At 41.4% G+C, this 13,566-nt stretch carries 14 protein-coding genes, 1 tRNA gene, 2 rRNA genes, 1 other RNA gene and 1 other annotated feature; of the genes, 3 read left to right on the forward strand and 15 right to left on the reverse strand.

All coding sequences use genetic code 11. The features are described 5' to 3' along the window. The 8 genes from BM213_RS12055 to tadA form a co-directional block, all read right to left on the reverse strand. Nucleotides 1-312, reverse strand: a 16S ribosomal RNA gene (locus BM213_RS12055); the annotation flags it as partial. A gap of 181 nt (nt 313-493) precedes the next feature. Then, nucleotides 494-760 (reverse strand): pro-sigmaK processing inhibitor BofA family protein, encoded by a 267-nt coding sequence (locus BM213_RS12060; RefSeq protein ID WP_091704502.1) that lies wholly within the window; start codon nt 758-760, stop codon nt 494-496. 85 nt (nt 761-845) lie between these two features. After that, nucleotides 846-1,067: a YaaL family protein gene (locus BM213_RS12065; protein WP_091704504.1), complete on the reverse strand. Its 222-nt coding sequence runs from the start codon at nt 1,065-1,067 to the stop codon at nt 846-848. Beyond that, complete coding sequence (recR, locus tag BM213_RS12070; protein WP_004577796.1) at nt 1,067-1,663, reverse strand: recombination mediator RecR; 597 nt, start codon at nt 1,661-1,663, stop codon at nt 1,067-1,069. Before recR ends, BM213_RS12065 begins: the two co-directional genes overlap by 1 nt. Nucleotides 1,664-1,672: 9 nt before the next feature. Further along, nucleotides 1,673-1,996, reverse strand: a complete 324-nt coding sequence (locus BM213_RS12075) for a YbaB/EbfC family nucleoid-associated protein (protein ID WP_035045628.1) — start codon at nt 1,994-1,996, stop codon at nt 1,673-1,675. Between the two features lie 16 nt (nt 1,997-2,012). After that, nucleotides 2,013-3,692, reverse strand: a complete 1,680-nt coding sequence (gene dnaX / locus BM213_RS12080) for a DNA polymerase III subunit gamma/tau (protein WP_091704513.1) — start codon at nt 3,690-3,692, stop codon at nt 2,013-2,015. A 109-nt stretch (nt 3,693-3,801) separates the two neighbouring features. Next, nucleotides 3,802-4,066: signal recognition particle sRNA large type (ffs, locus tag BM213_RS12085), an RNA gene on the reverse strand. An 89-nt stretch (nt 4,067-4,155) separates the two neighbouring features. Next, entirely contained in the window at nt 4,156-4,626 is a 471-nt protein-coding gene (tadA, locus tag BM213_RS12090) for a tRNA adenosine(34) deaminase TadA (protein WP_091704521.1), read from the reverse strand. Between the two features lie 133 nt (nt 4,627-4,759). On the opposite strand from tadA, the gene BM213_RS12095 reads away from it, so the two are divergent. Together BM213_RS12095 and BM213_RS12100 are read left to right on the forward strand one after the other, a co-directional pair. Then, the gene (locus BM213_RS12095) at nt 4,760-5,398 is read left to right on the forward strand and encodes a deoxynucleoside kinase (protein ID WP_091704524.1); all 639 of its coding nucleotides are present in this window, start codon (nt 4,760-4,762) and stop codon (nt 5,396-5,398) included. Continuing rightward, complete coding sequence (locus tag BM213_RS12100; protein WP_091704525.1) at nt 5,395-6,063, forward strand: deoxynucleoside kinase; 669 nt, start codon at nt 5,395-5,397, stop codon at nt 6,061-6,063. Before BM213_RS12095 ends, BM213_RS12100 begins: the two co-directional genes overlap by 4 nt. 128 nt (nt 6,064-6,191) lie before the next feature. On the opposite strand, the gene BM213_RS12105 is transcribed toward BM213_RS12100, so the two are convergent. The 6 genes from BM213_RS12105 to guaB all read right to left on the reverse strand — a co-directional run bounded on the left by BM213_RS12105 (nt 6,192) and on the right by guaB (nt 12,565). Next, nucleotides 6,192-6,284, reverse strand: a tRNA-Ser gene (locus BM213_RS12105). 79 nt (nt 6,285-6,363) lie between these two features. Further along, the gene (serS, locus tag BM213_RS12110) at nt 6,364-7,638 is read right to left on the reverse strand and encodes a serine--tRNA ligase (RefSeq protein ID WP_091704527.1); all 1,275 of its coding nucleotides are present in this window, start codon (nt 7,636-7,638) and stop codon (nt 6,364-6,366) included. 51 nt (nt 7,639-7,689) lie between these two features. Continuing rightward, nucleotides 7,690-7,905, reverse strand: a binding site (T-box leader). Between the two features lie 56 nt (nt 7,906-7,961). Then, nucleotides 7,962-8,540 carry a pyridoxal 5'-phosphate synthase glutaminase subunit PdxT gene (gene pdxT, locus BM213_RS12115; protein ID WP_091704530.1) on the reverse strand — a complete coding sequence of 193 codons (579 nt, stop codon included), beginning with the start codon at nt 8,538-8,540 and terminating at the stop codon, nt 7,962-7,964. A gap of 18 nt (nt 8,541-8,558) precedes the next feature. After that, entirely contained in the window at nt 8,559-9,443 is an 885-nt protein-coding gene (gene pdxS / locus BM213_RS12120) for a pyridoxal 5'-phosphate synthase lyase subunit PdxS (protein WP_091704533.1), read from the reverse strand. A 212-nt stretch (nt 9,444-9,655) separates the two neighbouring features. Then, a complete protein-coding gene (locus tag BM213_RS12125) occupies nt 9,656-10,942 on the reverse strand; it encodes a D-alanyl-D-alanine carboxypeptidase family protein (RefSeq protein WP_244149276.1) in 1,287 nt (428 codons plus the stop codon). A 156-nt stretch (nt 10,943-11,098) separates the two neighbouring features. Continuing rightward, nucleotides 11,099-12,565 (reverse strand): IMP dehydrogenase, encoded by a 1,467-nt coding sequence (guaB, locus tag BM213_RS12130; protein ID WP_091704539.1) that lies wholly within the window; start codon nt 12,563-12,565, stop codon nt 11,099-11,101. A gap of 116 nt (nt 12,566-12,681) precedes the next feature. Between guaB and BM213_RS12135 the strand changes: the two genes are divergently transcribed. Then, a complete protein-coding gene (locus BM213_RS12135; RefSeq protein ID WP_091704542.1) occupies nt 12,682-13,386 on the forward strand; it encodes a YaaC family protein in 705 nt (234 codons plus the stop codon). Nucleotides 13,387-13,406: 20 nt separating this feature from the next. Here the strand turns inward: BM213_RS12135 and rrf are convergent. After that, nucleotides 13,407-13,523 (reverse strand): 5S ribosomal RNA (gene rrf / locus BM213_RS12140). Nucleotides 13,524-13,566 lie beyond the last annotated feature (43 nt).

A 13,566-nucleotide genomic window follows, 5' to 3' on the forward strand; every position in this document is an offset into this window, starting at 1 on the left:
ACCCTCTCAGGTCGGCTACGCATCGTCGCCTTGGTGAGCCGTTACCTCACCAACTAGCTAATGCGCCGCGGGCCCATCCTGTAGCGGCAGCTTGCGCCGCCTTTCAACGAAACGTCATGCGACATTTCGTGTTATCCGGTATTAGCACCGATTTCTCGGTGTTATCCCCGTCTACAGGGCAGGTTGCCCACGTGTTACTCACCCGTCCGCCGCTAACGATTCAAAAGCAAGCTTTCGAATCGTCCGCTCGACTTGCATGTATTAGGCACGCCGCCAGCGTTCGTCCTGAGCCAGGATCAAACTCTCCATAGAAAGTTTATCTCTAGCTTTTACGCTGCTGTTTTGTTCAGTTTTCAAGGAACATTAAGGACATATTTTATAATACTATAACGTGATCTACTTGTCAATACTTTTTTCGACTTCAACAACGACGTTTATTAATATACCATGAATACTTATATTCGTCAACAAAAAAATAAACGGATATGTCCGTTTATGAAATGACATATTGTTGAATAAAAATGAGCGCTACGATACCGGGAATGCCTAAAAAGCCAGTAACAGTTACTGTAAACAAATTGATTGGTAAATGAATACCAGCTGCATCTCCAGCAATATTAATTAAAAAAATGAATAAAGCTCCGATTACGACACGAGCAATTCCTTCTCCGACCAGTCGAGTCAAACGTACCGGAATACCGACAAGCAAAATGATGACAATAAGACTAACGATTGACACGACGACGACCGTTTCATTCATATATCCCTCTCCTTCAACCTTTTTATTTTCAAATATATGTCTACCTTCTTTCTGTATGACAAGCCTAAACAAAATAGGGAAGGAATTATCCCTTCCCAATTGATACTTTTCGCTTTTTCGCTTCTCGAAGGAGAAATAAATATTTTGCTTCAGCAATTTTTAAATCACATATGATTTTGTCTGAAGGCTCAACGCTTTTGTCTATTAATTGCTTCTTGCCCATCCATTCATCTCGATAACGTTGTAACCTTTCAATAAGTTGGTCGTTAAATTGTTTGCGTAGCCACCCTTTTCGTTTCCAAAACACTACAATTCCCTTCTTCCTTCAAGAGCTTTAGATAGCGTCACTTCATCAGCATATTCTAAATCCCCGCCAACCGGCAATCCATGAGCGATGCGAGTAATTTTCACACCTGTCGGCTTCAACAAGCGTGAAATATACATAGCCGTTGCTTCTCCTTCAATGTTCGGATTCGTCGCTAAAATCACTTCTTGAACGGTCTCATCTTGAAGACGTCTGAGCAACTCGGCAATTTTAATATCTTCAGGACCAATCCCTTCCATAGGGGAAATTGCTCCATGTAATACATGATAAAGTCCGTTATATTCCTTCATTTTCTCCATAGCAATAACATCTTTCGGATCTTGAACAACACAAATAATCGAACGATCACGCTTCGTATCTTCACAAATATAGCAAGGATCTTTATCAGTAATATGACCGCACGAAGAACAATATGTTAAGTTTCTCTTTGCGTTGACGAGCGCTTTCGCGAAGTCTAATACGACATCTTCCTTCATATTTAAGACAAAAAACGCCAGACGGACGGCCGTCTTCGGTCCGATGCCTGGCAACTTCATAAAGCTGTCGATTAATTTCGATATCGGCTCTGGGTAGTACATGTTAGCCTCCTAGAATAACCCCGGTATGTTCAGTCCTTTTGTAAACTGTCCCATCGTTTCCGCTGTCAACTCATCTACCTTCTTTAACGCATCATTTGTTGCAGCGAGCACTAAATCTTGCAACATGTCGATATCTTCTGGATCCACGACTTCTTCCTTAATTTTTACTTCTAAAATTTGTTTATGGCCATTAGCGACGACGGTAACCATTCCGCCCCCTGCCGTACCCTCAACTGTTTTTTCCGCTAACTCTGCTTGCGCTTTCTCCATATCCTTCTGCATTTTTTGCATTTGCTTCATCATTTTTTGCATATTTCCCATTCCACGCATCATTTCCATCATTCCTCCATTACTCTTTAATTTCAATTAGATGTTCACCAAACAACTTTTTCGCTTCCGCAATAAACGGATCTTCCTGTCCATGATGCTCCTCATCATTCGTTTGTTGACGAATGAACTGCTCGCGAATTTGAACCCATTCACTTTCTGGAACAGGAATCGTATCGAGCTTTTTCCCTGTTAAGTCGAACAGTACTTGCTCTAAATTATCTTTAACATAGTTACTGTTATCAGCAACCATTTTACAATGAATTTCATATTTAAATTTTAACACAAAAGCCGTGCTACTTGCTGCTACAGGCTCACTTTCTTGCAATAACGCTGCATGCGATACTTTATTTTGTTTTTTCAATAAATCGAGCACATGTGTCCAATTTCCTTTGACGAGAGACAAATGCTGATGTGTTGCTTGGCGAAGCACTTCATGAATACGTCCTATCGGTACTTTATAATCTGTTCGAATATTTTTCACCGTTCTTTTCACTTGCTCGTTCGCTTCTGCAACAACGGGCTTCGCACCCATTTCCTTTAGTTTCGCCAACTGTTCTTCAAGTTGTTTCACCTTTTCCTCTAGTGAAGATGAAATTGAAGCTTGTACCGCACGCTCCTCTTCATAACAAAGCTTCACGATTGCCACTTCCATATGGACACGTGGATGGTTTGTCAGGCGCATGTCGTGTTGGCTCTTACTCAATAAATCGATCGCTTCGTATATAAGTGACGTCGGAATCATATTTGCAAGCTCGCGAAATCGCTCATCGACGAGCACGCGATGTGTAGTATCTTCTAGCTGTGGCGCTGCTTTATATAAAAGCATATCCCGATAGTAGTAGATTAAATCTTCGACAAGGCGGTTCGGATCTTTCCCTTGCTCCATGAAATGTTGGAAAATACGCAACGCCTCCACAGTTTTCTTTTCATATATCGCACAAATGAGTTCTGCAATTTTCCGCTGTGAAACCGCACCTGTAACCGCTAACACATCCTCGAGCAATACACGATCATCGCTAAAAGAGATAGCTTGATCGAGCAAGCTTAGGGCATCGCGCATTCCACCATCAGCAGCGCGCGCAATAGCAAACAGCGCCTCCTCCTCCACATCGATACTTTCTTCAGCAACAACCGTTTTCAGCCGGGAGACAATGTCCTTCAACTCAATGCGCCGAAAATCAAATCGCTGGCATCGCGAAACGATTGTTAATGGAATTTTGTGAGGCTCTGTTGTCGCTAAAACGAAAATGACATGCTTCGGAGGTTCTTCTAATGTTTTTAACAAAGCGTTAAACGCCCCAATAGACAACATATGCACTTCATCAATAATATACACTTTATAAGGCGCTGAGGTCGGGGCGAATTTCACTTTCTCACGAATATCACGGATTTCATCTACCCCGTTATTTGATGCGGCGTCAATCTCTAACACATCAGAAATGGAACCGTTCGTAATGCCTAAACAAGTCGGACATTCGTTGCATGGCTCTGCCGTTGGACGATGCTCGCAGTTGATCGCTTTAGCGAAAATTTTAGCTATACTCGTTTTTCCAGTTCCACGCGGACCTGAAAATAAGTAGGCGTGGGAGATTTTTTGTTGAAGCAGGGCATTTTGCAACGTTTTTGTAACGTGTTCCTGACCGACAACATCTTTAAAGCTTTGCGGTCGGAAAACACGATATAAAGCTTTATAACCCACGAAATTGCCCTCCTCTTTGCTCATATCTTGTTCATTATACCATTAAAAATCATATGAAAAAAGCACTTGCCAACCACGCAAGTGCTTTTCATCCGCTTTATGTAAATTGCCGTGCACCCTCTGTCGACTAGCTGCCATAAACGTTACTAGAGCAGTTAGCTCGGTTCAGGCGCCCCTGCGGCACATGGGATAGTCCGCTTACTGCTGCTTCCTTCCGGACCTGACAGGGTTCACGGATTCCCATTGCGCAGGACCCAAACGTCAACACCACTTACTCTAGGCAGACTCTACAGCAAACTAGCCTAAAGAGGGAATTCAGCCTCGCTAGAGCGGATTGCGAGTACAGGGCACCGCTACCTCCCCGCTTAGCACGGCAATGCGTTATCGCTAACGCAAGTATAAGTATATCTCTTTTTTATACAAATTGCAACGACTACACCATGGAATTTAATTGGAAGAACAACTATTTTTTTCTCTTTTTTTGCTGACGCAAGCGCCGGAAAAACTGACTTAATAACTCACCGCATTGCTCAGCTAACACTCCACTGACAACTTCCACTTGGTGGTTAAAACGCGGCTCGTGCAATAAATTCATTAACGTTCCTGCACACCCCCCTTTTGGATCATTTGCCCCAAACACGACCCGTTTAATACGCGAAAGAACAATGGCACCAGCGCACATCGCACAAGGTTCTAACGTTACATACAACGTCGTTTGTTCGAGTCGCCACGTACCTAGTTTTCGACATGCTTCATCAATAGCTAAAATCTCTGCATGAGCAATGGATCGTTGATCTCGTTCACGCAAATTGTGAGCTCGCGCAATTACCTCATCATTATATACAAGGACAGCACCGATTGGCACCTCTCCTATTTCCTCTGCCCTTTTTGCTTCTTCAAGCGCTAAACGCATATAATGCTCATCATTTCTCATCTTTAAAACTCCCGTACTTTTTTATCATCATAGAGTATACCAAAATAAAAACGCAACATACAGACCGATCATTTTATGCTAAAATAAATTTTGTCTGTCTACACGGACGGTTTCACCCGAAGGAGGTTACACAATGTTCCGCGTGCCCTTTATTACTGTTGAAGGTCCAATTGGTGTTGGAAAAACATCTTTAGCAAAGATCATTTCAACCTATTTCCAATATGAATTGTTAAAAGAAATTGTTGACGAGAACCCTTTTTTAGGTAAATTTTATAAAAACATCGAAGAATGGAGTTTCCAAACGGAGATGTTTTTTCTATGTAATCGTTATAAACAGCTCGAAGATGTCGAGAAAAAGTTTTTAAACAATGGGAAACCGGTTGTAGCTGACTACCATATTTTCAAAAACTTAATCTTTGCAAAACAAACATTAAAGGGAAAACAATACGAAAAGTATGTGCAAATTTATGACATTTTAACAAACGATATGCCAAAACCAAACGTCGTAATTTATTTACATGCTTCGTTACACACGTTACTCGAGCGCATCGCTATGCGTGGTCGTGAATTTGAAAAAAACATTGATCCTGCCTATTTACAACAACTATCCCATGCTTATGAACAAGCGATGGAACAATTTGAACGAGCCCATCCACACATTCCTGTATTGCGATTTAACGGAGATGCACTCGATTTCGTTCATCGTGACCAAGATCGATTTTACATTTTAAATGAATTGCAATCTGTTCTTAAAAGGAGCTTAGAACAATGAATTTACGAGAAAAATATCATATCCCAAGCGATGCTGTAATTACCATTGCTGGAACAGTTGGCGTAGGAAAATCAACAATGACAAAGGCGTTAGCTGATGCACTTCAGTTTCGCACCTCATTTGAAAAGGTGGACACAAATCCATATTTAGATAAGTTTTATGCCGATTTTAAACGTTGGAGTTTCCATCTCCAAATTTATTTTCTAGCTGAGCGATTTAAAGAGCAAAAGCGTATTTTCGAGTACGGAGGAGGATTTGTCCAAGATCGTTCGATTTACGAAGATACCGGCATTTTTGCAAAGATGCATTTTGAAAAAGGAACAATGTCAAAAGTCGATTATGAAACATATACAAGTTTATTTGAAGCGATGGTCATGACACCGTATTTTCCTCACCCTGATTTACTGATTTATTTAGAAGGAAGCTTCGAAGAAATTATTAAACGTATTCGTGAACGTGGTCGCCCAATGGAACAACAAACACCAATTGAATATTGGAAAGAGATGTATGAAAGATATGAGAGATGGATTAACAGCTTTAACGCATGTCCTGTTTTGCGAATTAACATTAACGAATACGATATTATTCGTGATGCTGAATCTATTGAACCGATTGTCGCAAAGATTGGATACATGATCGAACAGTACCGGAAGTTGAAAAAATAAGGATGTCCCGACCGTTTTGGGACATCCTTTCTTTTTCTGTATAAAACAAAAATTCGTTACAATATGTAACGAATTGTTCGATAAACAATCTCCATTTTATGCGCCGTGGGTCGTGAACATTCGAATGATGGCGGAGGAGGAGGGATTCGAACCCCCGCGCGCCTTTCGACGCCTCTCGGTTTTCAAGACCGACCCCTTCAGCCAGACTTGGGTACTCCTCCGTATCGGCATGTACTAAATTATCATAAACCTTATAGCATGTCAACACTTTTTATAAAAAAAGGGGAGTACGTTCTCCCCTTATGAAATGACGTCTTTTCCTCCCATGTACGGACGAAGAACTTCTGGAATGACAACTGTTCCGTCTTCTTGTTGGTAATTCTCCAAAATCGCTGCGACCGTCCGACCAATAGCTAAACCAGATCCATTTAATGTATGCACATGTTCTGGCTTCGCCTTCGGATCGCGACGGAAACGAATATTCGCACGACGAGCTTGGAACGCTTCAAAATTACTGCAAGAAGAAATTTCACGATACGTACTGTAACTTGGAAGCCATACTTCAATATCATATTTTTTTGCAGCAGTAAAACCTAAGTCAGCTGTACACATACTCATCACACGATACGGCAAGCCTAACAGTTGTAAAACACGTTCTGCATCGTGCGTTAACTTTTCCAGTTCTTCATAAGAATCTTCTGGTTTTACAAATTTTACAAGTTCTACTTTGTTGAATTGATGCTGACGAATTAATCCACGTGTATCCCTTCCAGCTGATCCTGCTTCTGAACGGAAGCATGCACTATACGCCACATACTTAATCGGTAAATCGTCTACTGATAAAATTTCATCACGATGTAAATTAGTTACAGGAACTTCCGCTGTCGGAATTAAAAAGTAGTCTTCGCTCTCAATGCGAAACGCATCCTCTTCAAATTTCGGAAGTTGTCCTGTTCCCGTCATGCTTGCACGGTTGACAATGTACGGAGGAAGAACTTCTTCATAACCATGTTGTTCAACGTGCAAATCTAACATAAAGTTAATTAACGCACGTTCTAAACGCGCCCCAAGACCTTTATAAAACACAAATCGACTCCCTGTAACCTTCGCCGCCCGTTCAAAATCTAAAATGCCGAGTTGATCCGCAATTTCCCAATGCGGTTTCGGTTCAAAAGAAAAGGAGCGCGGCTCACCCCACTTGCGAATTTCCACATTGTCGTCTTCTGATTCGCCAATCGGAACAGATTCATGCGGAACGTTCGGAATCGATAAAAGCAATGCCTCGAGTTGTTGTTCCACCTCACGCAATTCATCATCAAGCACTTTAATTCGTTCGCCAACTTGGCGCATTTCGGCAATAAGATGATCCGCATCTTTTTTCTCGCGCTTTAACATCGCAATTTGTTGCGATACATCATTGCGCTTATTTTTCAGTTCCTCCGCTTGCGCAATTAACTCGCGACGACGGCGGTCGAGCTGCTCAAATTGTTCGAAATCAGCTAAATCTTCACCACGATGTTGAAGTTTTTGTTTTACTTCTTCAAAATTAGCACGCAAAAATTTTAAGTCTAACATCGTCATTCCTCCTCTATTTTGTTTAGTAAACAAAAAACTCCCGTCCCAAAAGAAAGGGACGAGAGCATTCCCGCGTTGCCACCCTAGTTGAAGACATGCGTCTCCCACTCGAGAAAGGTAACGGTTCTCACCGGAAATGCTTACTAACTTCACGTGTTCAGCATTTCGCTCCAGGATGGATTCACAAGTCATTCCTGCCGATTCGCACCAACCATCGGCTCTCTGGAAGGAAGAGGGCTTGCTACTAGTTCCTATCATCGCTTTTTCGTTATATCATTTTCTTGGAAATAATGTACTATAAGTTTAAACAAAATGCAACCCGTTTATACTTTTGTCTCCTTCACCATGTTGATAAAATATTGCGTCATGCGATGATCATCTGTTAATTCCGGATGGAACGAACAACCTAAAAACTGTCCTTGTCTTGCCGCGACAATCCGATCTTCGTATGTCGCAAGTACATCTACATCGCTTCCTACAGACACAATGTGCGGAGCTCGAATAAACACGCCAATAAAGTCATCTGCGACTCCTTTAATAGATAAAGATGCTTCAAAGCTTTCACGCTGGCGACCGAACGAGTTGCGTTCGACTGTAATGTCCATTAAGCCAAGATGCGCTTCATCATAACCAACAATTTTTTTAGCTAAAATGATCAAGCCTGCGCACGTTCCAAACATCGGCTTTCCGTCGCGGGCAAATTGTTTAAGTGGTTCAATAAACCCGTATTTATCCATGAGCCGACGCATTGTCGTGCTTTCTCCACCAGGAATGATGAGGCCATCAATATGTGCTAACTGTTCCGTCTTTTTAATAACGACAGCTTCTGCGTCACAAGCCTCAATCGAACGCACATGTTCACGTACGGCCCCTTGCAATCCTAATACTCCTATTTTCACCATATTCATTGCTCCTTTACATTACCATCCGCGTTCTTGCATCCGTTGTTCAGGAAGCAACGAAGAAATATCAATACCTTTCATTGCTCCACCTAATCCTTTTGATAAGTGGGCAATTAATTCGTAATCTTCATAATGAGTTGTCGCCTCTACGATAGCGCGGGCATATTTTTCAGGGTTTTCTGATTTGAAAATACCAGAACCAACAAATACACCATCAGCACCTAAGTGCATCATCAACGCCGCATCCGCTGGTGTCGCAACACCACCTGCTGCAAAATTAACGACAGGAAGGCGACCGAGACGTTTGATTTCCAATAATACTTCAAACGGAGCACCTAAATTTTTCGCTTCTGTCATTAATTCGTCTTCGCTCATGCTGACGACTTTACGCACTTGAGCGTTTACTTTACGCATATGGCGAACCGCCTCGACGATGTTTCCTGTTCCAGGTTCACCTTTTGTGCGAAGCATGGATGCACCTTCAGCAATACGACGAGCTGCTTCACCTAAATCACGGCAACCACATACGAACGGCACAGTAAATTGACGTTTATCAATATGAAATTCTTCGTCTGCTGGCGTTAATACTTCACTCTCATCAATGTAGTCTACGCCGAGCGCCTCTAATACGCGCGCTTCCACATAGTGACCGATACGCGCTTTCGCCATTACCGGAATAGATACTGCTTTCATCACTTCTTCAATAACTGTCGGATCAGCCATACGTGCAACGCCACCTGCTGCACGAATATCGGCTGGAACTCGTTCGAGTGCCATAACAGCTACTGCACCTGCTGCTTCTGCGATTTTCGCTTGTTCTGCGTTAACAACGTCCATAATGACGCCACCTTTTTGCATTTCAGCCATTCCGCGTTTTACACGTTCTGTACCTGTAATCGCCACCGTTCATTCCTCCCATTATGTATATCGTTATTGAGATATTGTACTGAAAAATAAACTACCCGACAACTACTCGTCACTTCAGTACACTATCCATATTCTAGCATACGTTTTTACTAGGTAAAAGTGTAGAAACACTAGCTACATTTTTTTATTTTAACTCAATTTTTCAAAAAATCACAATAAAAATTTTAAAGCCCTCTAAAAAGAGAGCTTTAAAACAATCCTTTAATCGCATTGGCAGCACCATTCCAAATATCACCGAACAACTCACCAATCGCCCGCATTGCTAGGACGAATCCGTTCGCTTTCTCTACCGCCTGTTTTGTCACGATATCGACTTGTACAGCCTTTTCTCCTTCTTTCGTTAAATAGCCGTAGTCTGTGCCTTCGTATTTTACATACATATATCCTACTTTTTGACCCTTTTTCACAGGAGCCGTTAACGTTTCTTTTTCAATCACGACAACAGGTTTATATTTTTTTTCTTCCCCTCGCTTCATAACAAGCGTCAATGGTTGTTTTGTTGCAAGCGCAACTTGTTTTTCCTTACCTTTCTTTACTGCTACTGTTTCATGTTTTTTTGTGATGTATCCTTTTGGATACAATTGTTGCACCGTATAGTTGCTAAACGCGTAGTCTAACATTTTTCTCGTTTCTTGAAAACGAGACATACGCGTCCCTTTGCCATTCGTTTTCGCATTCATAACAACAGTGATAAATCGCATACCGTTGCGCTCCGCTGTGCCTGTAAAGCAATATCCTGCAAATTCTGTATACCCGGTTTTAATACCATCTATCCCCTCATATGCTGCAACGAGCCCCGGAAGCATCCAGTTCCAGTTATCCATCCTAATCTGATCATCTGTCCCTTCCCTGAAAAATTTGCGTGGAATACTTGCTGTGTCTAATATTTCAGGGAATTGATGATATAAATAATAAGCTAATGTTGCTACATCACGGGCGGACATGACATTCTCTTCGTTATCCCCTGTACCATCAGGGTGTAATCCGTCTAGGTCCTTATTATTTAACCCCGTTGAGTTAACAAACTTGTAATCTTTCAGCCCTAGTTGTTTTGCTTTTTCATTCATCATCTTAACAAAATTCGTTTCTGAACCACCAACGATTTCCGCGATAGCAACTGTCGCTCCATTAGCGGAGTAGATAGCCATCGCTTCATACAACTCACGCACCGTATATTTTCCGTCCCTTCTCAACGGCACATTCGATAAATTGCGCTTTTGAGAAAGTTGATATACGTATTCACTGACCGCATACTCTTGATCCCACTTGACGCGTCCTTCATGAATTGCTTCTATCAACAAGTATTCTGTCATCATTTTCGTCATACTAGCAATTCCTAAAACGGCGTCAATGTTTTTTTGATATAAAATTTTCCCGGTTTCTGCTTCAACTAAAATAGCGGCATCCGCTTCAATATTCAGCATATCTTCTTCCGCTTTTGTATTTTGCGGTAAAGTCCCCATAAACAAAAACATTGCTACGATAGAAATGATGAAGCGCTTGTACCATATTTTCACGTCCAAAACCTCCAACTCTATTTTACACAATCGTTATTTTAACATACTCTTGTAAAAAAAAATAGACAGAGGAATCTTCCACCCCTGTCTATATGCACGCACTTGCTTCTTTAACTACATGAGCGAGTAGTTTGGCGCTTCTTTTGTAATTTGTACATCATGCGGATGGCTTTCCCTTAATCCCGCTCCAGTCATGCGTACAAATTGAGTTTTTTCTCTCAATTCTTCTAAGTTTTTCGTTCCGCAATACCCCATTCCTGAGCGCAACCCGCCAACTAGCTGATAAATCGTATCAGCAAGTGGCCCTTTATACGGTACTCGCCCTTCGATACCTTCTGGGACAAATTTTTTATTATCTTCTTGGAAGTAACGATCCTTGCTTCCTTTTTCCATCGCCCCGACAGATCCCATACCACGATAAACTTTAAACCGTCTACCTTGATAAATTTCTGTTTCCCCTGGGCTTTCAGAAACACCTGCAAGCAAGCTACCAAGCATCACTGCATGCCCTCCAGCTGCTAAAGCTTTTACGATGTCACCAGAATATTTAATTCCTCCATCAGCAATAATTGGAACACCGTATTTTCTCGCTTCCGTTGCACAGTCATAAATAGCCGTAATTTGTGGGACGCCGACACCTGCCACAACACGTGTCGTACAGATCGATCCTGGACCAATACCGACTTTAATAATGTTTGCCCCTGCTTCAATCAAATCTCGTGTCGCCTCAGCTGTCGCGACATTTCCGGCAACAATATTTAATGTCGGATATGTGTCGCGAATTTTCCTTACTGTTTCAAGCACCCCTTTAGAATGTCCATGAGCCGTATCGACTACAATGACGTCAACATTTGCTTCCACAAGCTTTTTCACTCGCAACATCGTATCCGAGGTAACCCCGACAGCTGCCCCGACAAGAAGACGCCCTTTCTCATCTTTTGCTGCATTCGGAAATTCAATAACCTTTTCGATATCTTTAATCGTAATAAGTCCTTTCAACACACCTCGATCATCAACGAGAGGGAGTTTTTCAATTTTGTATTTTTGTAAAATTTTTTCCGCTTCTTCCAACGTTGTACCGACAGGGGCAGTAATTAAGTTTTCTTTCGTCATGACATCAGAAATTTTCATGGAGTAGTCTTGAATAAAGCGTAAGTCACGGTTCGTAATAATGCCGACAAGCTTTTGTTCTTCGGCATTATTGACGATCGGAACACCCGAAATCCGATATTTGCCCATCAAATGCTCCGCATCATATACTTGATGTTCAGGAGTTAAAAAGAAAGGATCCGTAATTACACCGCTTTCTGAACGTTTTACTTTATCGACTTGTTCAGCTTGTTGTTCAATCGACATGTTTTTATGGATAATGCCTAATCCACCTTGACGTGCCATCGCAATCGCCATTTCAGCTTCTGTTACTGTATCCATCCCTGCACTAATGATTGGGATATTAAGCTTTAGGGTTGGGCTTAGTTCAACGCTTAAATCAACATCTCGAGGCAACACTTCTGATTTAGATGGGATTAAAAGGACGTCATCAAATGTCAATCCTTCTTTCGCAAATTTTGTTTCCCACATTGTTTTTCCCCCTCACTTTGGAAATATTAATTAGTAGAGTATCAACTTCGCTTTTTTCTGTCAAGAAAACATAAAAATGTTAGATAATTCGATCAATTATAAAAGGAGAGTGTACAATGTGGGAAATATTTTATTCATCAAATTTTGTACATCAGTTTTTACTCGAGCGTTACAAGCGAGCAGGCCGAGAGGATGCTGAAAGGAAAAGCTATGACAATTGTTATCCTTTCATGTACTACTTACAACACGGAAAAAAATTTTATGACAATGCACACGAAGCACCGCTATCCATTAAACCCGTTTTATTATTTTATGGAAATGTTCAACTTCTTAAAGCATGTCTATTAACAATCCAAGCCGACTATCCAGAATCATCATCCGTTCTAGCACACGGAGTATCGACGAGGAAGAGAAAAAAGCAAAACTATGATTTTTTCAAAGACGAAGTAAAAATTCAAAAATACGGGTTGTTTACTTATTTTTCTGAAAAAATGTTTCATGTGAAACACGCCTATGGGGAAAAATTTTGTATGAGAGGGCTTTTAGAACATGTAGAGGAATTACAACCTTTATTTCAACTGTATTTTAAACATAAAGCTGAACGCGACAAACATCATATTCATAAAGTCTCCGCTCACTACTTGTTGCTTTATAATTTAAGTATGATTTGTCGCTATGAAACGGAATGGTGGTATGATCTCCTTCAGAGTTATTCGAATGATGCGTATCCTTTTATTGTACAATTTTTAGAAGCAACTGAACGAAAAATACCATCCTTCTTATATCATTATTTGTTACATAATGAAAAAGACCAAGACTAAATTTGTCTTGGTCTTTCCTTGCCCGGCAACGTCCTACTCTCGCAGGCGGTGTCCCGCCAACTACCATCGGCGCTGGAGAGCTTAACTTCCGTGTTCGGGATGGGAACGGGTGTGACCTCTCCGCCATCGTCACCGAGCAATCATATAGAAGGATGATTCCTTCAAAACTAGATAACAGGT

Source organism: Anoxybacillus pushchinoensis (genome assembly GCF_900111795.1).
Lineage (GTDB): Bacteria > Bacillota > Bacilli > Bacillales > Anoxybacillaceae > Anoxybacillus > Anoxybacillus pushchinoensis.